The organism is Rhizobium sp. NFR07 (assembly GCF_900111905.1).
Lineage (GTDB): Bacteria > Pseudomonadota > Alphaproteobacteria > Rhizobiales > Rhizobiaceae > Neorhizobium.
This window is the reverse complement of the sequence record NZ_FOKM01000006.1, coordinates 159,131-181,445: the sequence shown is the minus strand read 5'-3', so window position 1 is coordinate 181,445 and position 22,315 is coordinate 159,131. Positions and strand designations below refer to the sequence as shown.

Here is a 22,315-nt window from a genome sequence, read left to right as displayed (position 1 = left end):
ATGCAGACGATTTCGGATAACAATTCAAGCGCCATAAGGGAAATATTTGGCACTGACAAGGCATTGATCGGGATGATCCATTGCTCGCCTTTCCCGGGCGCACCGCGTTATCGCGGCGCTTCTATGAACTCCATCTACGACATTGCCATGCGCGATGCCGAAGCCCTGATCGATGGCGGCCTGCATGGCCTGATCATCGAAAACCATGGCGATATTCCGTTTTCCAAGCCCGACGATATCGGCCCGGAAACCTCAGCTTTCATGTCTGTCATCACCGACCGGATCGCGCGGGCGACCGGCATTCCGATCGGCATCAACGTGCTGGCGAATGCGCCGATCCCGGCCTTTGCCATCGCCATGGCGGGCGGCGCGAAATTCATCCGCGTCAACCAGTGGGCCAATGCCTATGTCGCCAACGAGGGCTTCATAGAAGGCCGTGCGGCCGAGGCGATGCGTTACCGTTCGGCTCTGCGGGCCGAGCATATCAAGGTGTTTGCCGACAGCCATGTGAAGCATGGAGCGCACGCGATCACCGCCGACCGGACGATCGAGGAACTGACCCGGGATCTCGCCTTCTTCGATGCCGATGCGGTGATCGCAACCGGCCAGCGCACCGGCAATTCGGCGACCGTCGAGGAGATCGAAACGATCGCGTCGGCGACCCATCTGCCACTGCTGGTCGGCTCCGGCGTCACCAAGGATAACATCGTCGAGATCCTCAAGCGTACCAACGGCGTCATCGTCGCCTCATCGCTGAAGGAAGGAGGCGTCTGGTGGAACCCGGTCGAGCCCGCCCGGGTGAAGGCCTTCGTCGAGGCCGCGCGCCCGGCATTGGGTGCCTGAGATGGGTGAGACGCTTTCCGAGCACATCCTGCGCGAAAACACTGAAGTCTTCGAAGCGATGGTCAGCCACCGCTTCGTCGAGGATATCAAGCAAAATCGCCTGCCGAAGGAGGTGTTCGAACGTTATCTCGTGTTCGAAGGTGCCTTCGTCGACACCGCCATCTCGATCTTCGCATTCGCCGCTGCCAAGGCGGAGACGATCGTGCAGAAGCGCTGGCTGATCGGCGTGCTGGATGCGCTCGCTAACCAGCAGATCGCCTATTTCGAGAAGACGTTTGCGGAGCGCGGTATCGATCCTTCGGCCTTCGATACTTCGATTCCCGAGGTCGCTGCCTTTCGCGACGGCATGCTGGCGATCTCCCGTGACGGCGGTTATCTCGACACGGTCGCGGCCATGTTCGCGGCCGAGTGGATGTACTGGACGTGGTCGAAAGAGGCCGCGCAGCATGCGATGAGCGATCCGCTGCTGAAGGAGTGGGTCGATCTACACGCGCACGAGGATTTTGCCGCGCAGGCGCTATGGTTGAAAGCCGAACTCGATGCGGCCGGCGAGGGGATGAGCCCGCAGGAGGGGTCGCGCCTGAGCGGCATATTCGGCCGTGCGCAGGCGCTCGAGATCGCCTTCCACGACGCTCCCTATCTGTGAGGAAGAACGCATGATCGAGATTGACGGCAACCGTCTCAATGGCCGGCTCGAGACCTTCGCGGCCATCGGCGCCACGCAGAAGGGCGGCGTCAATCGCCAGGCGTTGACGGAAGGAGATCGCAGGGCCCGGCGACTCCTGGCGGAACTCGCCTGGACACGAGGCTTCTCAGTCTTTCAGGATCCGATGGCGAACCTGTTCATCCGCCGTGCCGGACGGGACGAAAGCCTGCTGCCGCTTGTGATCGGCAGCCATCTCGACAGCCAACCGGCCGGCGGCCGGTTCGACGGCGCGCTCGGAACGCTGTCCGCCTTCGAAGTGCTGGAGAGCCTTGAGGATGCAGGCGTCGAGACCGAGCGTCCCATCGTGGTCGTGGCATGGACGAACGAGGAGGGATGCCGTTTCGCGCCGGGCTGCATGGGATCCATGGCGTTTTCCGCCGGCGAGATCCCTGCAGAATGGCAGCGGAAACTTGCAACCGACGGCGTATCGTTTGCAGCGGAGTTGACCGCGACGATCGAAAGTCTGCCGCGGGCGAAGATGATCCCCCTCGGCTTTCCGATCCATGCCTATCTCGAAGTGCATATCGAGCAAGGCCCGTCGCTCGAGGCGAGCAATATCCCGATCGGCGTCGTCGGCGGTATCCAGGGAACGCGCTGGCTTGACGTGACGGTATCGGGGCAGACCGCCCATGCCGGCACGACAGGACTTGGCTATCGTCGAGATCCGTTGCGGGCGCTGACGAGCGCCCTTTCCAACCTCTACGAAAGGATCATGCCCGCCGATCCCGATGCGCGGTTCACAATTGGGCGGATCTCGGTCGAGCCCGGCTCGGTGAATGCCATTCCCGAAGAGGCCCGCTGCACGGTCGATATCCGCCATCCGGATCCGAGCCGTCTCGACGAGCTTGAGCAACTCGTCTCCTCCACCATCGCGAAAGAGGCCGAAGGGCAGCGCTGCTCCGTTGTACTCTCACGATCCTTCGACATGCCGCCCTGCACATTCTCGGCAGATCTTCAAAACGCAATCGAACGGGCCGCGGCGGACAAAGGCTTCAAAAGTGCGCGCACGTTGTCGGGAGCGTTTCACGATGCGCTGTTCGTCAATCGTGTCGCGCCGGCGTCGATGATCTTCGTTCCTTGCCGAAACGGATTGAGCCACAACGAGGCCGAATTCGTCGAGCCTGGACATGCCGTCGCGGGCTGCGAGGTGCTGGCTCAGGCTGTCGTGGTTATCGCCGGAAAAACGGATCGTTAGTGCATCGAGCGGATGGATTGAAATATTTTCGATTCGAGGCTGTTGAGGCCGAGCATTCTAATGGGTGGCACCACCATGGTGGATGAATAAATTGGCGGCATGTGCCATGGATGGCACGGCGCTTGCCGCATCCCTGTGATCGTTCAGCATAGCGGACATTGGCGACCGCCGAAGCGGTCGCCTTTCCTTCAAAGGCCTTCGCAGCCGAGCTTTGTGAGCGCGGCGTCCACCCAGCTGCGATCATTGGTTCCAGCCTTGATGCTGGCCATCTGCCTGGTTTCCGCCTCGTGCTTCTTCGTTGCAGCACCGTGGACGGTCTCAACGTCATCAATACCGACGCTCAGGAGGCCATCGGCGTCACCGCAGATCAGGTCACCGGGATTGATCACCATGCCGGCAATGGAAATCGGCACGTTCACTTCGCCCGGTCCATCCTTGTAGGGACCACGATGGGTGACGCCGGAAGCGAATACGGGAAACGACCCGGCGCTTAGCTCTGCGCTGTCGCGTATCGCCCCGTAGATGACGATTCCGCCGAGGCCGCGCTGGATGGCGTGAGCGACCATCAGTTCGCCGATGATGGCGTTCGACAGATCGCCTCCGGCATCAACGACCACGATGTCGCCCGGCTCGGCAATGTCCAGAGCCTTGTGGACCATGAGATTGTCGCCTGGACGGGCCTTCACTGTGATGGCCGGGCCGACCATGATGCCGCCCGTATAGTAGGGGCGAAGCGCGGCTCCACCCGCCGTCATCCTGCTCATCACGTCGCTGACATTGGCAACGGGCAGCGCTCTAAATGCCTCGACCCACTTCGCCTCGACCTTGCGCTCGCGTTTGCAAATGCGAAAACCAATCATTCCATTCCTCCTTCTGAAACTTCTTGCCGCTCAGGCGGCTGCGATGAGATCGCGGTTGGCAAGTGCCTGGTTGTCGAAGCCATGGCCTTCGAGCACGCCTATGATGTGCTGAGCGCTCTGGACCGCCATGTTGCGCAGGGCAGAGCGGCTGGCGCCGCCGACATGGGGCGTGGCAATGACGTTCGGCAGCGCCCATAGCGGGTTGTCGGTTGCGGGCGGTTCTATCTCGAAACTGTCGAGCGCTGCCCCGGCGATCGTCTGCGCCTTCAACGCATGGATGAGAGCCGTTTCGTCAACCACGGCTCCGCGCGCCGTATTAACGAGAAACGCCGTCGGCTTCATTGATGCCAATCTATCGGCGTTGATGAGGTGATGCGTCTGCGGCATGAGCGGGCAATGGAGGCTGACGATGTCGGCAGCCTTCAAGACGGCATCGAGGTCGCGGCTGACCGATACCTCTGCGGTATCCTTGGCGAACGGATCGTAAGCGATCACCTGCATTCCTACGCCCCGTGCGAGGGCAGCGGCGCGCTGACCGATCTCACCGAAGCCGACAACGCCGAAGACTGCGCCGGCGAGATCGCGCCCGACATATTTCGTCTTCGGCCAGCCACCGCCTTTGACGGCCGCATCCAGCGGGACGATATCTTTCATCACGCTGACGGTCAGGCTGATCGCCAGTTCGGCGACCGACTGTGCATTGGCGGCCAGTGCTCGCAAAACCGGAACGTTGCGGTCAGTGGCGGCTGCGAGGTCGATATTGTCGACGCCGCTTCCATGCTTGGCGATCACCTTCAGGCGCGGCGACGATGAGATGACCGACCGATCGATCTGTCCCTGGCGAACCAGAATTGCGTCGACCTCGTTGTCACGCGCAATTGCAGCCAGATCATCCGACGTAGAGTAGGCAGGCGCGTAGATCGCTTCCACCTCATGGGAAGCGAGCAATTGTCTAGCTTCCTCAACGAGTTCTGCCCCAGTGATCATCACTCGTGCGGACCGGCTGCCTCCGGTTTGGATTGCCGCGCTCATATGCTCCTCCTGCATTTGCATCGACACAACGGTCGGACAGGGCGCGCCCTGTTGACGAACGTCATTTATCGCGTATTGTACTAATTGAAAAGGTGTTGTACCAAGTACAACGTACATCATCTTTTTTGGGAGGAGCCCATGCCTGGAAATTCAGCCGGCGTCGCAGCTGTTGAGCGTGCCGCATCTTTGCTGGAAGCATTCACCGACCGTGATTTCACGCTGTCGCTGGGCGAGCTCGCGCGCCGCGTGGAGCTCGACAAATCCACCGTTCTCCGCATTGCCAGGTCGCTGGCCAAATTCGGGCTGCTCGTTCGCAATGACGATGCAAGCTGGCGTCTCGGTCCGAAGCTGATGAAGCTCGGCAATATCTATCAGTCGACCTTCCGTGCATCGGACATCATCGAGCCGCTTCTCGCCGATCTGGTCGAGAAGACTGGCGAAAGCGCTGCGGTCTACGTGCGTGAAGGTGACGAGCGGGTCTGCCTGTTCCGTCATGACTCTCATCAGGCGATCCGCCATTCGGCCCGCGTCGGCAGCACTTACCCCCTGGATCGCGGCGCTCCTGGCCGTGTCATCCTGGCATTCGTCGGCCGTGCCGGGGCGATCTACGACGACATTCGCAAGGCCGGATTTTTCACCACGTCGGGAGAGCGTGATCCCCAGGTTGCCAGCCTTGCCGTGCCGATTTTCCGGGACGGCGCTGCCCTTTTCGGATCGCTGGCCCTGACCGGACCGCCGGCGCGCTTCTCGGATGAAGCAATCAAGAAAAATCTCGAAATTCTTCAGATGGCTGCACGGAAACTGTCCGTCGCCATGGGAGGAGACCCCGGACCATAAGGCGGGAACCGGGCCCGCCATTTCCAATGGAGGATTGGACATGGACTATCGCAGGATAAAGCTCTCTCTGGCCGCCGCGGCATTTGCCGCGTCCGCTTCCTATGCCCACGCCGAATGGCCGAATGACCGCCCGATCCAGATGATCGTGGCTTTTGCGCCAGGGGGCAGCACGGACGTGATGGCACGCGCCATCGAACCGTTCCTGGAAAAGGAGCTTGGGGCCGACGTCGTTATTGAAAACCGTCCGGGCGCGTCTGGCGAAATCGCCTACACGGCTCTGTCGAAGGCAAAGCCAGACGGTTATACCTTCTCCTACATCAACACGCCGGGCTATCTGTCGATGCAGGTGCAGCGCAAGCTCGGCTATGATCCGAAAACGATCAAGCCGATCGTCCGTATCGTCGATGATCCGACTGCCATCGTCGTTCCGGCAGCATCCGAAATCAACACGCTCAAGGATTTCGTTGAGGCCGCCAAGGCGAATCCCGGCGGTGTTTCCTATGGTTCCTCCGGCGTCGGCACCGACGACCATCTGGCAATTATCCTGCTCGGCTCGGCAACGGGCACAACCTACACGCATATTCCCTTCAGTGGCGCTGGTGAAACCCGCACGGCAATTCTCGGTTCGCAGGTTACCGGTGGTGGTCTCAACGTCAGTGAATTTGCTGGTAACGATCGCTCCGGGCTGCGGATGATCGCTCATTTCGGGATGGAACGCTCTCCCCAGCTTCCTGATGTTCCCACGGCCAAGGAGCAGGGCTTCGACGTCGAGATGACGTCGGAACGCGGCATCGCCGCGCCGCGTGAGTTGCCTGACGAGATCACCCAGAAATTCTCCGAGGCCATGAAAAAGGTTCTCGACAATCCGGAGTTTCAGAAGCAGGCGAAACAGCTGGCTCTTCCGCTTGCCTATCTCTCCGGCCCGGATTGGGAAAAACAGATGCCTGACAGGCTGGCGCGGTTCCAGAAGATCTGGAACGAAACACCCTGGGTGCAGTGATGCCGGGCTCCTCCAACGCGAAACGGGATATACCCGATATCCTGGCAGGAGCGGTGATGATCGGACTGGGAGCGCTCGGCCTTTGGGCCGGACGTGACCTCCGGTTCGGCTCTGCTGCCATGATGGGGCCGGGGTTTCTTCCCGATGTCATCTGCGGATTGCTGATCGCCTTCGGCGGCTATGTACTCGTCAAGGCTTTCTCCAAGGCTTACGAGCCGATCGGGGAATCGAACATCAAGCCGCTGATCATTCTCGTCATCGCCATTGCCGGCTTCGCCTTCATGTCGGAGACGCTCGGCTTCGTCGTCTCCACCATCTGGCTCCTCGTCATCGGCAGTCTTGCGGATCAGGAATCGCGCTGGCGCGAGATCGCGATCTCCACGCTCCTGCTGACGATCTTTGGCGCATTCGTCTTCATCTACGGCCTCGGCGTGCAGATGCCGATCTGGCCGTTCTGATCGAGACCGGAAGGAAATACCAATGGCATTTCTTGATGTCCTGATGCTGGGCTTCGCCGAAGCCTTCACGCCCACCAATCTTCTGTTCTGCTTCATCGGTGCACTGCTGGGCACGCTGATCGGCGTGCTGCCCGGCATCGGTCCGACGGCAACGGTCGCAATCCTTCTGCCGGTGACCTTCTTTCTCCCGCCGCTTGCCGCGCTGATCATGCTCGCGGGCATATTCTACGGTGCCCAATACGGTGGCTCGACGACGGCGATCCTCGTCAACCTGCCCGGCGAGGCCTCGGCGGTGGTGACGGCAATCGACGGGTACCAGATGGCGCGCAAGGGGCGGGCGGGGGCGGCGCTTGCGATTGCAGCCCTCGGCTCGTTCTTCGCTGGCACGGTCGCGACGATCGGCCTCGCCGTCGCCGGTCCCACGCTCTCGTCCTTCGCACTGTCGTTCGGGCCGGCCGAATATGTATCGCTCTGCGTCTTCGGCCTGCTGGCGGCGACAATTCTCGCCCATGGCTCCGTGATCAAGGCGATCGGCATGGTGTGTCTCGGCCTGGTGCTCGGCATGGTCGGCATCGACGTCAACAGCGGCTCGACGCGCCTCACCTTCGGTTCGACAGAGCTTTATGACGGCATTGATTTCGTCGTCATCGCAGTTGGTCTGTTCGGCGTGGCCGAAATCGCCAGCAACCTCGAATTCAAGGAGGCGCGCGGCGTTCTCCAGAGCACGATCGGCCGCCTCTGGCCGACAAAGCAGGAATTCAAGGAAAGCTGGGCTGCGGTACTGCGCGGCACGGCTGTCGGCACCATTCTCGGTGTTCTGCCGGGTGGCGGTGCGACGCTCAGTGCCTTCAGCGCCTATTCAGTGGAAAAGAAGATCTCCAGGACACCGGAGAAGTTCGGCCATGGTGCCATCGCCGGTGTCGCGGGACCAGAATCGGCGAACAATGCCGGCGCGCAGTCCTCCTTCATCCCGCTTCTCACGCTCGGCATCCCGTCCAACTCCATCATGGCCATGATGCTTGGCGCGATGACGATCCATGGCATCACGCCCGGGCCGTCAGTCATCCAGAAGCAGCCGGAGCTGTTCTGGGGCCTCGTCGCCTCCATGTGGCTCGGCAACGCGATGCTGCTCATCATCAACCTGCCGCTGATCGGCATCTGGGTACGACTGCTGAAAGTGCCTTACCGGATTCTCTATCCGGCGATCCTGCTGTTCTGCTGCATCGGCGTCTACAGCGTCAACAATCGCGGCTTCGACGTCGCGTTGGTGATCCTCTTCGGCGTGTTGGGTTACGTGCTGCGCAAGGCACGTTGCGAGGCGGGCCCGCTTCTCCTGGGCTTCGTGCTTGGTCCGCTTCTGGAGACGAACCTGCGCCGTGCGCTGCTACTCTCGCAGGGCGATCCACTCGTGTTTGTCGAGCGTCCGATCAGCGCGGTGCTTCTGCTGATCACGGCCGGCATGCTGCTGACATTGATCCTTCCCGCGATCCGCAAGGGACGCAAGGAAGCATTCGAGGCAAGCGAGGACTGAGCAGTCATCAAAATCATGCCGGCGCGGCGTTTATTGCTCGCGCCGGCTGTTCGATCGCAAACAGAACCTCTTCGTAAAAGCAGTGCCAAACATGTCTGTCCGCAATCTTGCGAACATGCTTTGCCTTGATGATTTCGAGGAAGCAGCGCGTCGCCATCTACCCAAGCCGCTGTTCGGCTACATCGCCGGAGCAAGCGAAACCAACGCATCGCTGCGTCACAATCGCGAGGCGTTCGACGCCTATGCATTCGTACCGCGCGTGCTGCGCGATGTTTCCAGCCGCAGCACCGGGACCGAATTGTTCGGCGAGACATTCGAAGCGCCATTCGGCATTGCGCCGATGGGGATCAGCGCGTTGATGGCTTATCGCGGCGACATCGTTCTGGCCGAGGCCGCGAAGCAGGCCGGCATCCCGATGATCATGAGCGGTTCCTCCCTCATCCGCATGGAGGACGTTGCCGCCGTGGCACCGCGGACCTGGTTCCAGGCCTATTTGCCTGGAGAGCCGGACAGGATCGATGCCCTGATCGATCGTGTCGCTGCGGCGGGATTCCGGACCCTTGTCCTGACAGTCGACACGGCAGCGCTCGCAAATCGCGAGAACAACATCCGTGCCGGGTTCTCGACCCCGCTGCGCCCCGGACTGTCGCTCGCCTGGCAGGGTATCTCGCACCCGCGATGGACCGTCGGAACGTTTTTGCGAACCATTGCCAGGCATGGCATCCCGCATTTCGAGAACTCTTACGCGACCCGCGGAGCGCCGATCATCTCATCCAATGTCATGCGCGATTTCGGCCGCAAGGACCATTTGAGCTGGGTGCATCTTGAACGGATCCGGCAGCGCTGGCAGGGCAATCTGATCGTCAAGGGGATCATGCATCCGGACGATGCGGCAATGGCGGCGGATGCCGGCGCCAACGGAGTGATCATCTCCAACCATGGCGGCCGCCAGCTGGATGGCACTGCTGCACCCCTTCATGTTTTACAGCAGGTTCGCGAGCGGCTGCAGGGACGTGTGCCGATACTGATTGATGGCGGTTTTCGGCGAGGCAGCGATGTTCTGAAGGCTCTGGCACTCGGCGCGGACTTTGTCTTTGTCGGCAGGCCGTTTCTTTATGCGGCCGCAGTCGGCGGCCTGGCCGGCGTTGTCAGAGCCGTCGAGCTTCTGAAGTCGGAGCTTCATCGCAACATGGCCCTTTTGGGAGAGACTGAAATTGAAAGCCTCGGCACCACCCATATCACGCGCAAATAGCGAGGGCGTCTGCCACAACGCGTAAAGACTTAGTCCCTCAGAATTTTACAGGCAGGCTGCGAAGAGGCCGGCGATTTCCTATCTGCTGGATGCCGGCCCCCAGGTCGGCCGCGGAGATCTGTTCGGCTTCAGGCCGCGGCGATCGCTTCTATCTCAAGCAGCCAGTCCGGATCGTAGACGTCCGTGATGATCGTCGAAAGCGCCGGGCGATGATCGCCCATCACCTCGAAGCGGATCTTTGCGTTGATATCACGGTCCTCGTAGCGCTTCAGAAAGACGGTGACCTTGATCAGGTTGCCTATACCCATGCCGGCCGCTTCGAGTTGGGCGAAAAGATTGGCCCAGCAGAGTCTGGCTTGCGCTTCAAAATCGGTAGGGACATGGCCGTCCCTGTCGGCCGGTATCTGGCCGCTGATGAAGAGAAGCCGTTGATGGCCTGAAAGCGAGACGGCCTGCGAATAGCGGCGATGCAGTGACTGCGGCGCATTCTCGGCGTTGACGGGCGTGATGATTGGTCGGCTGGTCATGCGGACAATCCCTCCTGTGCCGGTGCCGCGGCGCGCAGATGACATGCAGCCTGCTGGGCCTTGCCCACCTGGACCAGCGGAGGCGGATCGAGCCGACAGATATCGACCGCGAGCGGACAGCGGGTGACGAACGCGCAGCCCTTGGGCGGATTTGCCGGGCTCGGCAGATCGCCGGTCAGCACGATCCGCTTCCTTGTCCGTTGCAGCACTGGGTCGGGCAGCGGAACGGCCGAAAGAAGCGCTTCCGTATAGGGGTGGACCGGCCGCGCGAAAACCGTATCGGTCGGGCCGGTCTCGACCAGCTTGCCGAGATACATGACGGCGACGCGGTCGGCGAAATGCCGCACGACGGAAAGGTCGTGGCTGATGAACAGATAAGAGAGGCCGAAACGCTTTTGCAGGTCGAGCAGAAGATTGAGGATCTGCGAACGGATCGACACGTCGAGCGCCGAAACCGGTTCGTCGAGGATCAGCAGTTTCGGCTGGAGCGCAAGCGCCCGGGCGATGACAATACGCTGGCGCTGACCGCCGGAAAAGGCATTCGGCCGTCGTTCCGCATGTTGCGGATGGAGGCCGACGAGGCGCAGCAATTCCGCTACGCGCTCTGCGCGGCTTTTTGCATCGCCGACGCCGTGAATCGCAAGCGGTTCGGCAATGCTGTCACCGACCGACATTTTCGGGTTGAGCGCGGCGACCGGATCCTGAAACACGGTCTGGATGTCGCGTGACAGGCGTGTTCGCGTCGCGCTCTCGCCGTGCCGGACGGCTTCGCCGGCAAAGGAGATCGTGCCGGATGTCGGCACCTGCATGCCGAGAACGGCGGCGCCGAGGGTGGACTTGCCGCATCCGCTTTCGCCGACCAGCGCGAGGCTTTCACCGGGTGCGATGTCGAAGGTGACGCCGTCCACCGCCTTTACGTTGCGGATCTCGCCCCGGAAAAAGCCCTTGCGGATGGGAAAATGGACCTTGAGGTCGCGAACGGAAAGCAATGGTGTCATCAGACGAGAGCCTCCACGTGATCGCTACGCCAGCAGGCGGATCGGCCGACATCCGGTCGTGCTTCCAGCGCCGGTTGTTCGGCGAGGCATTTGTCGGCGGCCAACGGACAGCGCGGATTGAAGCGACAGCCCGGCGGCCAGTCGCCGATATCCGGTACGGTGCCTTCGATCACCGGAAGGTCCGTCTTCGGTGGGCCGTCGAGCCTCGGGATGGTGGAGAGCAGGAGCCTCGTATAGGGGTGTCGCTGCTTTGCGAAGATCGCATCGACCGGCGCCTCCTCGATGATCCGCCCCGAATACATCACCGCAACGCGATCGGCCATGTCTGCAACGACGCCCATGTCATGGGTGATCAGCAGGATAGCCGTGCCGGTATCGTCGCGAAGGCGCTTCATCAGGTCGAGAATCTGGGCCTGGATCGTCACGTCCAGCGCCGTCGTAGGCTCGTCGGCGATCAGCAGTTTGGGGCGACAGATCAGTGCCATGGCGATCATCGCACGCTGGCACATGCCGCCGGAGAGTTCGAACGGGTGCTGGCCGTAACGTAGGCCCGGCTCGGGGATGCCGACTTCCGCCAGCATCGCGATCGCCTCCTCCTTTGCCTTCTTTGCGCTGACACCGCGGTGGACGATAAGGCTCTCCTCGATCTGTCGGCCGATGGGCATAAGCGGATTGAGCGAGGCGATCGGTTCCTGAAAGATCATTGCAAGCTCCGTCCCGCGCAGATTGCGGCGCTCCTCCTCACGGATCGATACGAGATCGGTGCTCCCGAGCCTGACCGAACCGGATGCAATCTTCGCCACCTTGGGCAAGAGCCCCATGACCGCGAAAGCGGTCATCGACTTGCCGCAGCCGCTCTCACCGACGAGCGAAACGATCTCACCGGAGCGGATATCAAGAGAGACGCCGTCCACAACCGTATTGCCGCGGATTGAGACCGAGAGGTTGTCGACGGAGAGAACCGGCGTGCTCATCGCTCCTCCTTGCCGGTTGCAGCCCAGGGGTGGTTGGGGTGCGCCATGGCCACGAACTCATCTGCGTCGCGCATGACGGCGGACGGTATGGCGAAGTTGACCGGATAGAGCGTGTCCTCGACGATCTCGACCGGAAATTCCGTCGATACCGTATTGGCGACGTCGGCGGGCGCCCGTCGATCGACGACGATCTTCACGCCGCTGGCATCGATGCGCGGGCTCATGAACGCCTCTTCCAGGGAAAGACCGAAACAGGCGACGTAGGATAGTAGCTGCACGACGGCGGGCATGATCTGCCGGCCGCCGGCAGCGCCGAGCGCGAGATAAGGCTTGCCGTCGCGCTTGGCGATGATCGGGCACATATTGGCAAGCGGCCTGACGCCGGGGGCAATCGAGTTCGGCTGGCCTTGGCGCGGATCGAACCACATGACGCCGTTGTTCATCAGGAAACCGGTTTGCGGCAGCACGACCTTCGAGCCGAAGCGCGACAGGAGCGTATTCGTCAGAGAGACCATCGTGCCGGTGGAATCGACGACGCTGATATGCGTCGTGCAGCTTGCGCCGCCGGCATGGCCAAGGCTGCGCAGACGGTGTTCCGAGGCCCGTCGCAGGGCGCGTGCAAAGGCCAGCGCGCTCTTGCCCGAAAAGGGTTCGTGTGTCGGGAGCGTCTTGTCGAGCTCGCCAATCGCCTCGATCATCGTCGGGCCGCCGGAAAGCCCGCCCATGGCATAGATGTCCAGGCCGCGATAACCATGCTTGAGCGGCTCCAGCCAGCGCGGCTGATAGCGCGCGAGGTCTTCCGCCCGGATGCGTGAACCGCCAGCCTTGAGATCTTGGGCAATCTTCGCCGCGACTTCACCCTCATAGAAGTCGCGGGCACCAGCCTTCGCAAGCCTCTCCAGCGTGGCGGCCTTGGCCGGCATCGGTATATGGGCCTGAACGCCGCGCTCCGGAGCGCGAGGCGGCCGTCCATTGACGAGAAAGAGCGAGGACGACGCCGGAAATTTTGCAAGACCGGCGGCGTCGATAGCCAGAGCCAGAACCGTGAACCAGTCGAGTTCGGTTCCCCGACGGGCGTGTTCGATGGCGGGCTGGAGCGCTTCCTCCCAGCTCAACGTGCCGAATTTTTCAAGAGCCTCGGACAGACCGGCGATCGTGCCCGGTGTACAGATGGAGGAATAGCCGATCAGGTTTCGATCATCGACCACGGAAGGCCAGTCGAACCAGTCCCCATCGCGCCCGGCAGCCGGCGGATAGTCCTTCGGATCGAGATCGAATGGCGAGATGACATTGAAGTCGAGCGTGTCGACAGCGCCGGTCTGGGCATCGGCCCTGAGCATGAAGCCGCCGCCACCTATGCCGGACAACCAAGGCTCGACGATGCTGAGCACGAGTGTCGTCACGACGGCCGCGTCGATGGCGTTGCCGCCCCGCGACAGGACCGCCGCACCGGCCTCGGCCGCCAGTCGGTTCTGGCACGCGACCAACCCATGACGGCTGCGCGTCTCGCCCTTGCGAATGGTCCAGCTTTCCTTCATGCCTGCTTTCCAAATCGCCTCGGCGCAATCGCGGCCGGTATCCTTGCTTCGACCGCGAAACGGCCGTGATTGTTCGAGCCCTGGTGGAAACGGGTGATTTCTTCCGCTGTCGCAACCCAGGTCGCGGGCTCGTTCGCGATGTCCTGCAGAAGCTCCTCAAGCATCGCGATGCGCTGTGCCCGGCCCGAGATCCAGTCATGGACGGTCAGGGTGAAGAGACCGCCGAAGCGGTGCAATGTGCGCCATTCCGACTTCCAGTCTTCCAGCACCATCCGGCCCGACTGCATCGGAAAGCGGTCGCGCCCGCCGCCTTCGAATTTGAAGAAGATCGCGTCGTCGACTGCCCATTGCACCGGAATCTCGGTCACACCGTCGATCTCGTAAGGATGATCGAAGCCGGACAGCGAGCTGTCGTAGGCGAGACCGAGCCGTCTCACCTCGGACAGCATATGAGGCGTCATTTCCCAGGCGGGGGAGCGGAAGCCGACCGGACGTTTGCCCGTCTGCTTGATGAAGAGTTCGAGGCTCGCCTCCAGTGCACTGGTGAATTCGTCGTCGGAAATCTCCGAGACGATTTCATGGAAATAGCCATGCAATCCAATCTCGTGGCCCGCGTCCAGCAGGGCCGGCAGCATGTCGGGGTGCTGCTCGGCGACATGCCCCGGCACATAGAAACTTGCCTTGCAGTCGAAGCGGGCGAAGAGTTCCACGAGCCGCCAGAGGCCCGTCCGCGGACCGAAATTGCGGATTTCATGCGTCCCCAACCGTTCGGGGGCATTTTCGCCCAGCGACCAGAGCAAGGGTGAGTTCGCATCGACATCGACGGAGAGCAGCACGGCCGACTGCTTTCCTTCCGGCCAATGATAGGCCGGGAAGGACGAAAGTGGCGCGGCAATATCCGGCTTCGGGTCTGACATGCTTACGTCCTCGATATTGGCGCCTATAGCGCAGTCTTCTTGTCCTGGAACACCGCAAGCGAGCCGATCGAATTGCCGCCATCGACGGCAAGCGTCGCGCCGGTCACATAGGACGCGGCCGATGACGACAGGAACAGCACCGCGTTCGAGACGTCATCGCGGCTCGAGGCGCGACCGAGCGGAATGGAACTCGTCACCGTGTTCACATGCTCGTTGGTCAACGCGCTGACGTCGCTGCCCGCGGCAAAGCCCGGCTCGACGATGTTGACGCGGATACCGTATTCGGCAAGCTCGATGGCAAAGCCCTTGGTCAGGCGATCGAGCGCCGTCTTCGAGGTACAATAGGGAACGACCGTGCGTCGCATCTTGCGGGCGGCGCCGGATGAGATATTGACGATCGACCCCTTCACGCCCTTCTCCACCATCTGTCTGGCGAAGAGCTTGGAGAGATAGAAGGGCGCGCGCAGGTTGACGCCCATGATTGCGTCGAAATCATCAATGCCGATATCGAGAAGGAAACCGGAGGGATAGATGCCGGCATTGTTGACGAGAATGTCCGGCGCGCCCCAGCGTTGTTCGATCTCGGCGGCAAAGCGATCCATATCGGCCGCATTCATGAGATCGGCGGCGATGCCGAATGCGCGACCCTCATAGGTTTCCACCGTCTCTGCCAGCGCGTCGGAGCGATGATCGGTGAGGCAGATTTCCGCACCGGCGGCGGCAAAGGCCTGGGCGATCCAGCCGCCGATAATGCCGCAGCCTCCGGTCACGATAACTTTCTTGCCGACGAAATCGTCCTTGAAGTCCATGGTCAAAATTACCTTGCTTTCGGATCGAGGCGGTCACGCACGTGGTCGCCGATCAGGTTGATGGAAAGAACGAGAAGAAAGAGGGCGAGGCCGGGGAAGGTGGCAATCCACCACGCGGTTGCCACATAGTTGCGCCCGGTCGAGAGCATCGCGCCCCAGCTGGCGGTTGGTGGCTGAACGCCGAGGCCGAGGAAGGAGAGGCCTGCCTCGAAGAGAACCATGAGGCCGAATTCCAGGGTGGCGACGACGACGAGCGAGCCGGCGATGTTGGGAAGGATGTGGCGTCCGAGAAGCCGCGGCCAGCTTGCGCCCATGAAACGGGACAGCCTGACATAGGGCATGTTGGCAACCGACAATGTCTGGCCATAGGCGACGCGGGCGTAGCGCGGCCAGCGTGTCAGCGCGAGCACGATCACCACGTTGATGAGGCCCGGACCGAGCACGGCAACGGTGATGATGGCAAAAAGAATGGCTGGCACCGACAGGACTATGTCGACCAGCCGCATGATGACGATTTCAACCCAGCCCCGGTAGAATGCAGCCACCATGCCGAGGATACTGCCGATCGTTCCGGACAGGATAACCGAGGAAAAAGCGACGAAGAGCGAGACCCGTGCTCCATAGATGAGGCGGCTCAACACGTCGCGGCCGAGTTCGTCGGAGCCGAGGATATAAGTCACGCCACGAGAGACCGTGCCTGGGCTTTTCAGGCGCGCGAGCAGGTTCTGTGTGTTGGGATCAACGGGAGCGACCAGAGGCGCGGCGATGGCGAGGATCACCATGGCGCCGACGATGAAGAGGAAGGGCAAAACGGCCCAGGGCAGTGAGAAGGATTTCGCGGATTTGACCGCTGCGATCTTTTGGCTTGGTGCGCTCATCAGCCGGATACCCCCATGCGGATCCGCGGGTCGATCAGGCTGTAGAGAAGGTCGGCCACGAGATTGAGACCGATCGCGGTAACGGCTCCCAGAAGGACGACGCCCTGCACCACCATGAAGTCGCGGGCCGTGATCGCCTGGATGGTGAGCTGCCCGAGCCCCGGCCAGGCAAAGACTGTCTCGACGATCACGGCACCCGCCAAAAGATTGGCGATTTCGAGCGCAGAAACCGTCACGACCGGGATCGAGGCGTTGCGCAACAGGTGCCGGAAGATGATGCGCCGCATGGGCAGGCCCTTGGCATGGCCGGTGCGCACATAATCCTTCTCCAGCTCATCGAGCACGGCCGTTCTGGCAACGCGGGCGAAAGTGGCCATGGAAAGGAGGCCGAGCGCGATCGACGGCATGACGATACTCGATACTTCACGTGCGCCGGACGGAGGTGCCCAGCCGAGCCAGACGCCGAAGACCATGATCATCAGGATGGCGCTCCAGAAGGTCGGCATGGATTGGCCAGCCAGTACCAGCGCCGACAGAAGCCGTGCGATCGGCCGGCCACGCCGGATAGCGAGCGTGATGCCGACCGGGATGCCGATGCCGAAGGCAACCACGAGGGCACCGCCGGCCAGCATCAGTGTGTAGGGCAGACGCGTCCAGATGAGGTCGATGACCGGCACGTTCTGCACATAGCTGCGCCCGAAGTCGAAAAGCATGACATTGCCCAGATATTCCAGATACTGGATGGCGACCGGACGGTCGAAGCCGAGCGCCACGCGCATGCGCTCGATATCCGCCTGCGTGGCGTCCATAGGCACCAGTAGCAGGACGGGATCACCGGCCAGCCGCTGGAGGAAGAAGATCAGCGTCATCACGCCGAATATGGCGATCAGTGCTTGGAATAGACGCTTGGCGAAGAAAATCGACACTTTGGATTCCTGAGCTTTTCAGGAACGCGGCCCGCAATCCGGCTGGCCGCGTCCGGTTTTCGTCAGTCGTTCCAGGTCATGCGATTCAGGAACATGCTTTCGTTGGCGGTCGGCGTCCATTGCAGGTTCTGCGCCCCGCCGTAGATCACGGCTGCTTCATAGAGCGGAACGATCGGCACTTCGTCGGCAACGAACTTGGCAACGTCAGCATAGGCGGCCGAACGCTCGTTCTCATCCAGTGTATTGCGAGCCTTTTCCAAGAGACCATCGATCTTCTGGTCACGCAGGGATGACCAGTTGCTGGAGGAGTGAAGAAGCGGGAAAAGCACCCCATCGACATCCTGGCAGGCGCAGGACCAGCGGCCGAAGGCGAGGTTCGCCTGCTGGGCCGGCTCGCTCTGTGCACGTTTCAGGTAGGCGGCCATGTCGGTAAGCTGGATTTCGACATTGAAGCCGACATCCGACAGCATCTGTGCGAGTGCCTGGACGATGCGCTGGTCGAAGACCGGCGAAGTCGCAAACGAGAGCTTGGTCTTGCCCGCGCCGGTTTCCTCGACGATCTTTTTGGCCGCCTCCGGATCGAAGGGCAGGTTTTCAAGGTCGGGCGTGTAGCCGAAATAGGTATCGCTGGCCATCTGGGTCGCCGGCTTGTCATAGCCGCCGAGTAGGCCTTCGACGATGCCCTGCTTGTCGATTGCCATCGAAACAGCCTGGCGGACCTTGGCGTCGTCGAGCGGTGCGATCGTCGGGTTGAGCTTCAGGTAGCCGATGCGCTCGGTCAGGGCGCTCAGGACCTTGGCCGAGCCGCTGCCTTCGACCTGCTTGGCCTGGTCGGCATCGATCGTGACGACGAGATCGGCATTGCCGGCCTGAAGGTCGGCGAGCCGTGTCGCGGCATCAGGAACAGCGCGGAATTCGGCCTTTTCGAACGGACCTTTCGTGCCCCAGTAATCTGCATTGCGCGTGAGGCTCACCATGGAGCCGCGCTCCCAGCGGTCGAACTTGTAGGGGCCGGAGCCGACGGGTGCTGCGTTGAACGAATCATCGCCCACCTTTTCGACCACGTGCTTGGGCACGATGGAAAGCTTGACGAGCTGCGCCAGCAGGACGGGGTAGGGGCCGTCGGTGGTGATAGTCACCTCATTGTCGCCGGTCACGGTGGCCGACTTGATCTTGTTGAACTGGCTGAGCTGCGGGCTCTTGAACGCAGGGTCGATGATACGCGTGACGGAAAAGGCGACATCCGCTGCCGTCAACGGCTGGCCGTCGTGGAATTTAGCGTCGCTGCGCAGCTTGAAGACGACTTCGGTCTCGGATTTCTGATCCCAGCCGGTCGCAATCTCGGCGACGATCTTGCCGTCGTTGTCGCGGGTAATCAGATTGTCGAAGATATTGCGGTAGACGTAGTAACTGTCCGGATTCCACTGTTTCTGAGGATCGAGAGACGACGGCTCGTTGACGAGATCCACGACGAACATGTCCTTGGCGTTCGCGGGCGCCGCCAAGGATGTGGCAAGGCCGAGGCTCAGGGTCGCGGTAAGGAGAAGTCCGGAAGTCATACGTCTCAAGGCTGGCATGGTCAGTTCGTCCTTGTTCGTTCCTGGTTCGGTTGAATTTCGGTTTTCTCTGTCGTGACCTTCTTCGCCCGCTTGCGTCGCAAGGCGGGTTCATCGAGCACGGCAGAGGATTCGAGAAAGCGCGCCGCGAGATAGGCCTCGAGCTGATCCGTTGCCTGGGCGAGATGCGTTTCCGCGCCATCGCGATCTCCGGCGAGCAGAAAGGCGCCGAGCAGGGCTCGGTCTGCGCCCTTGAACTTGATCGTGCTGCGGCCTTCGAAAAATGTCACGAGGCGCGCGGAACGGTCCCATAGATCCAGAAGCCATCCGGCCACTGTCGGCATGTTGAGGCGTCCGGCGAGCAGCGCGAGAAGATCGCGCTCGGCGCGCCGCAAGGTGCCCTGAAGGTCAAGGGAAGGATCGCTGCGGCCATGCAGCGCGGTATACATGTCGCAAAGCCGGGAAACATGGGTCTGGTCCGGCTCGCTCAAGGTGACATTGGCGAGCAGGCGCTCAAGGTGGCGCCTTGCAGCGATGACTTCGCGGATTTCAGCAGCGGAAACCGGCGAGACCTGCCAACCGCTGCGCGCGGAGGCCGAGACAAGGCCGCTGGCCTGAAGTCGCTGGAGCGCGGTGCGTACCGCTCCACGACCAATCGCGAACTCATCGCAGAGTTTCGCTTCGGAAAGAATTTCACCGGGCCCCAGGACGCAATGCACAATTGCGCTGCGGAGCGTCTGCTCCGCCGAAAGACCCTTTGCAAGACCAGGGGTCGGAGAGGAATAAGCATCGTTATCAAGCATTCTGGCATCTCAATCGCAAGCATTGACAGCCGAAGTGACCGTCTTCCAACGCTTTCATTGTCAGGTTTGCCATGCTTGTCAAAGCAGATTCCCAGTATGCGGCGATAGCTCGCCTTGCCGGTACTTTCGGCTCTTGCGGCCGTTTGTGAACCGGCTTTTGTTCACCTCGAGATTAAGGATTGCATGCTGGAATTTAAGATGTCAACATCTGGTAATGATGTATCAGAAATATAATTTTGACATCTCAATTAATGAAAAATATCGCCCGCCTGCGCCGGGCGGCGATCCACAGATAAGGCGTCTTCAGAGGAATGAACCAATCTCAGTTCAAGGGAACAGCTCATGCTATCGCACCGCCGTCTCATCTCGGCACTTCTTGTTGCCGCGACCACGATCATCCTGCCGTCTTCGGCTAACGCTTCGAAGGATCTCTTCGTCATCGACCTGCCGGGCGAGCCGTCATCGCTCGATCCCCATGTCCAGTGGAATCCCGACAGCTACAATGTCTACCGCAACGTATTCGACAACCTGATCACCCGCGACGATGAGGGAAAGATCGTCGCGCAGGTCGCGACAAGTTGGGAATACGTCTCTGATACGCAGATCCGCTTCAAGATCCGCGACGACGTGAGCTTTCATGACGGCAGCAAGCTGACCGCCGAGGATGTGGCTTTCTCCGTCAAGCGGATCACCGATCCCGCATTTGCCAGCCCTCAGCTTGGCCAGTTCAACCAGGTCACCGATGCGGTTGCCGATGATGCGACGACGGTGACGCTCACTACCAACGGTCCATATCCGCCGCTCTTCGCGCAGCTCGTCAAGCTATCCATCGTGCCGAAGACTGTCGTCGAAAAGGTCGGCAAGGATGCGTTCAACGAGAGCCCGGTAGGATCCGGGCCTTACAAATTTGAGACGTGGCAGCGCGGCGTCGAAGTAACTCTCAGCCGCAATGACGGCTATTGGGGCGACAAGGGCGCTTTTCCGAAAGTGGCCTTCCGTGCCGTGCCTGATGCCGCAACCCGGGTCGCCAACCTGCAGGCCGGGGCAAGCGATCTCGTCACCTATCTGAACGGTGACCTCGTGGCGCAGATCGAGGCGTCCGGCAAGGGCAAGGCGCTGGTCGGCAATACCGAGCGCGTCGCCTATCTCGGCATGAACGTTACCAAGGCGCCGCTCGACAAGCCGGAGGTGCGGGAAGCGATCGCCATGGCGCTCGACAAGGTCGGCATCGCTGAGGGCATCCTCGCGACAGGCGAAAAGCCGGTGCCGCAGATCGCTTCTCCCGCCCATATGGGCTGGGTCGAGGGGATCGCCGAACCGCCGTATGACGCGGCAAAGGCCAAGGAGATCATCAGTTCGACACCGGGTGCCGATACGCCCATCAAACTCCTCACCTCGCCGGTCTACGATCAGCGGGTCGTCCAGGCCATACAGCAGATGCTGAACGATGCCGGCATGAAGGTCGAGATCGAGATGACCGACATGCCGAACTGGCTGAAGCAGATGCAGGGCGGCCCCGGCGTCATCCCCGCCATAGCCTTCAGCCGCTGGAGCTGTGGCTGCCAGGATGCGGACGGCATCCTTTATCCCCTGCTGCACTCGTCGAGCGGATGGTCCAGCGTCAAGGATGCGGAGATTGATGGGGCCCTCGATCTCGCCCGCAAGTCGCTGTCCGAAGAAGAGCGGCTTGCGGCATACAAGAAGGTCCATGAGAAGGTGAACGCGGAAAACTACGTCATCCCGCTTTACCAGGCCTCCGTCGTCTACGGGGCGGCCGAACAGGTCAACTTCACACCCACGCCCAACGAAAGCATCTTCCTGAACCGCATTCGCTGGACTGACTGACGCGGGGTGAGGAGTTTCGCCGGTACACTTCTGTGTGCATGCCTTTCTCAAACGGCGCATTAAATATGCGTCGTACTCAAGGTGGAAACCGGGGGCAGTCTCGATGCGACTGCCTTCTTTCCAGCGGCAAATATGTCTCGCCGCCAAATCTGTGGTTTGGCTCTGATCGTAGATGCCAAGCTTTTGGTATGATCATAAATATGAGAATAATAATCATGATATCTACCGAACGTGGCCGATCTCGCCTATAGGACTGTCGATATTTTCAGGACGGTATTCGTAAATGAGCGTCGAAGACGACATCAGGAAGGTGATGTATGCCGCGCATCGTGCCACCCTGGTGTCTTACGCCGCTTCATTCATCGGCTCTCGGGATGAAGCCGAAGAAGTGGTTCAGGAGGCTTTCACAAAGCTCCGGCCCGACAGTTTGAATAATGTCGAATCGCCGATCGCCTATCTTCGAACGATGGTGCGGAACCTCGCCATCAACCGGCGCAGGCGGCAGCGCTACGAGCTGGAGCAGGCGACCGAGCACGCGCCAGAATGGATCCAGCCGCTCAGGACGCCGTCCCCGGAGCAGCAGACGGTCAACAACGACCAGATGAGGCTTCTCGCAACCGCATTGCAGGCGCTGCCCGACAAGGCCCGCATGATCGTCGAAATGCACAGGTTTGACGGCTACACGCTGCAGGAAATCGCCAACAGGTTGGACATGTCGGTGACGAGTGTCCATCGGGCGTTGACATCGGCAATGGCAAGCTTGGCGAAACAATTGAATGCGGGCTTCAAGTAAGATGGAAAAAATCACGACGTTGTTTGTCTATGTTTCT

22 protein-coding genes are annotated in these 22,315 nt (G+C 61.2%); 10 read left to right on the top strand and 12 right to left on the bottom strand.

Going from position 1 to position 22,315, the window contains the following annotated elements; translation table 11 throughout:
• From BM216_RS14625 to BM216_RS14615, 3 genes are read left to right on the top strand one after another with little or no spacing between them, the layout of a single operon-like run.
• Positions 1 to 843, top strand: coding sequence for a BtpA family protein (locus BM216_RS14625; RefSeq protein ID WP_092999922.1), 843 nt, complete (start codon positions 1 to 3; stop codon positions 841 to 843).
• Between the two features lies 1 nt (position 844).
• Positions 845 to 1,489 (top strand): TenA family protein, encoded by a 645-nt coding sequence (locus tag BM216_RS14620; RefSeq protein ID WP_092999921.1) that lies wholly within the window; start codon positions 845 to 847, stop codon positions 1,487 to 1,489.
• Positions 1,490 to 1,499: 10 nt separating this feature from the next.
• A complete protein-coding gene (locus BM216_RS14615) occupies positions 1,500 to 2,744 on the top strand; it encodes a Zn-dependent hydrolase (protein WP_092999920.1) in 1,245 nt (414 codons plus the stop codon).
• 188 nt (positions 2,745 to 2,932) lie between these two features.
• On the opposite strand, the gene BM216_RS14610 is transcribed toward BM216_RS14615, so the two are convergent.
• Positions 2,933 to 3,604, bottom strand: a complete 672-nt coding sequence (locus tag BM216_RS14610) for an RraA family protein (protein WP_092999919.1) — start codon at positions 3,602 to 3,604, stop codon at positions 2,933 to 2,935.
• Between the two features lie 30 nt (positions 3,605 to 3,634).
• Complete coding sequence (locus BM216_RS14605; protein WP_177230795.1) at positions 3,635 to 4,636, bottom strand: hydroxyacid dehydrogenase; 1,002 nt, start codon at positions 4,634 to 4,636, stop codon at positions 3,635 to 3,637.
• Between the two features lie 138 nt (positions 4,637 to 4,774).
• Between BM216_RS14605 and BM216_RS14600 the strand changes: the two genes are divergently transcribed.
• The 5 genes from BM216_RS14600 to BM216_RS14580 all read left to right on the top strand — a co-directional run bounded on the left by BM216_RS14600 (position 4,775) and on the right by BM216_RS14580 (position 9,714).
• A complete protein-coding gene (locus BM216_RS14600) occupies positions 4,775 to 5,473 on the top strand; it encodes an IclR family transcriptional regulator (RefSeq protein ID WP_092999918.1) in 699 nt (232 codons plus the stop codon).
• Between the two features lie 40 nt (positions 5,474 to 5,513).
• The gene (locus BM216_RS14595) at positions 5,514 to 6,473 is read left to right on the top strand and encodes a tripartite tricarboxylate transporter substrate binding protein (RefSeq protein WP_092999917.1); all 960 of its coding nucleotides are present in this window, start codon (positions 5,514 to 5,516) and stop codon (positions 6,471 to 6,473) included.
• Positions 6,473 to 6,931: a tripartite tricarboxylate transporter TctB family protein gene (locus BM216_RS14590; RefSeq protein WP_092999916.1), complete on the top strand. Its 459-nt coding sequence runs from the start codon at positions 6,473 to 6,475 to the stop codon at positions 6,929 to 6,931. Before BM216_RS14595 ends, BM216_RS14590 begins: the two co-directional genes overlap by 1 nt.
• A gap of 22 nt (positions 6,932 to 6,953) precedes the next feature.
• Complete coding sequence (locus BM216_RS14585; RefSeq protein ID WP_092999915.1) at positions 6,954 to 8,462, top strand: tripartite tricarboxylate transporter permease; 1,509 nt, start codon at positions 6,954 to 6,956, stop codon at positions 8,460 to 8,462.
• Positions 8,463 to 8,553: 91 nt separating this feature from the next.
• A complete protein-coding gene (locus BM216_RS14580; protein WP_092999914.1) occupies positions 8,554 to 9,714 on the top strand; it encodes an alpha-hydroxy acid oxidase in 1,161 nt (386 codons plus the stop codon).
• A 128-nt stretch (positions 9,715 to 9,842) separates the two neighbouring features.
• On the opposite strand, the gene BM216_RS14575 is transcribed toward BM216_RS14580, so the two are convergent.
• The 10 genes from BM216_RS14575 to BM216_RS14530 form a co-directional block, all read right to left on the bottom strand.
• Positions 9,843 to 10,241 (bottom strand): RidA family protein, encoded by a 399-nt coding sequence (locus BM216_RS14575; protein WP_092999913.1) that lies wholly within the window; start codon positions 10,239 to 10,241, stop codon positions 9,843 to 9,845.
• Positions 10,238 to 11,239, bottom strand: coding sequence for an ABC transporter ATP-binding protein (locus tag BM216_RS14570; protein WP_244530180.1), 1,002 nt, complete (start codon positions 11,237 to 11,239; stop codon positions 10,238 to 10,240). Before BM216_RS14570 ends, BM216_RS14575 begins: the two co-directional genes overlap by 4 nt.
• Complete coding sequence (locus BM216_RS14565) at positions 11,239 to 12,213, bottom strand: ABC transporter ATP-binding protein (protein WP_092999911.1); 975 nt, start codon at positions 12,211 to 12,213, stop codon at positions 11,239 to 11,241. Before BM216_RS14565 ends, BM216_RS14570 begins: the two co-directional genes overlap by 1 nt.
• Entirely contained in the window at positions 12,210 to 13,751 is a 1,542-nt protein-coding gene (locus tag BM216_RS14560; RefSeq protein WP_092999910.1) for a gamma-glutamyltransferase family protein, read from the bottom strand. The genes BM216_RS14565 and BM216_RS14560 overlap by 4 nt, the downstream gene beginning before the upstream one ends.
• The gene (locus BM216_RS14555) at positions 13,748 to 14,668 is read right to left on the bottom strand and encodes a polysaccharide deacetylase family protein (RefSeq protein WP_092999909.1); all 921 of its coding nucleotides are present in this window, start codon (positions 14,666 to 14,668) and stop codon (positions 13,748 to 13,750) included. Before BM216_RS14555 ends, BM216_RS14560 begins: the two co-directional genes overlap by 4 nt.
• A gap of 23 nt (positions 14,669 to 14,691) precedes the next feature.
• On the bottom strand, positions 14,692 to 15,477 hold the full coding sequence (locus BM216_RS14550; RefSeq protein ID WP_093000103.1) for an SDR family NAD(P)-dependent oxidoreductase: 786 nt from the start codon (positions 15,475 to 15,477) through the stop codon (positions 14,692 to 14,694).
• 8 nt (positions 15,478 to 15,485) lie between these two features.
• On the bottom strand, positions 15,486 to 16,355 hold the full coding sequence (locus BM216_RS14545; protein WP_092999908.1) for an ABC transporter permease: 870 nt from the start codon (positions 16,353 to 16,355) through the stop codon (positions 15,486 to 15,488).
• Positions 16,355 to 17,281, bottom strand: coding sequence for an ABC transporter permease (locus tag BM216_RS14540; RefSeq protein WP_210217045.1), 927 nt, complete (start codon positions 17,279 to 17,281; stop codon positions 16,355 to 16,357). Before BM216_RS14540 ends, BM216_RS14545 begins: the two co-directional genes overlap by 1 nt.
• Positions 17,282 to 17,343: 62 nt before the next feature.
• Positions 17,344 to 18,858, bottom strand: a complete 1,515-nt coding sequence (locus BM216_RS14535; RefSeq protein WP_092999907.1) for an ABC transporter substrate-binding protein — start codon at positions 18,856 to 18,858, stop codon at positions 17,344 to 17,346.
• Positions 18,859 to 18,860: 2 nt separating this feature from the next.
• Positions 18,861 to 19,640, bottom strand: coding sequence for a GntR family transcriptional regulator (locus tag BM216_RS14530; protein ID WP_092999906.1), 780 nt, complete (start codon positions 19,638 to 19,640; stop codon positions 18,861 to 18,863).
• 342 nt (positions 19,641 to 19,982) lie between these two features.
• On the opposite strand from BM216_RS14530, the gene BM216_RS14525 reads away from it, so the two are divergent.
• A complete protein-coding gene (locus tag BM216_RS14525; RefSeq protein WP_092999905.1) occupies positions 19,983 to 21,485 on the top strand; it encodes an ABC transporter substrate-binding protein in 1,503 nt (500 codons plus the stop codon).
• 283 nt (positions 21,486 to 21,768) lie between these two features.
• Positions 21,769 to 22,278, top strand: a complete 510-nt coding sequence (locus tag BM216_RS14520; RefSeq protein ID WP_092999904.1) for an RNA polymerase sigma factor — start codon at positions 21,769 to 21,771, stop codon at positions 22,276 to 22,278.
• Positions 22,279 to 22,315: the final 37 nt, after the last annotated feature.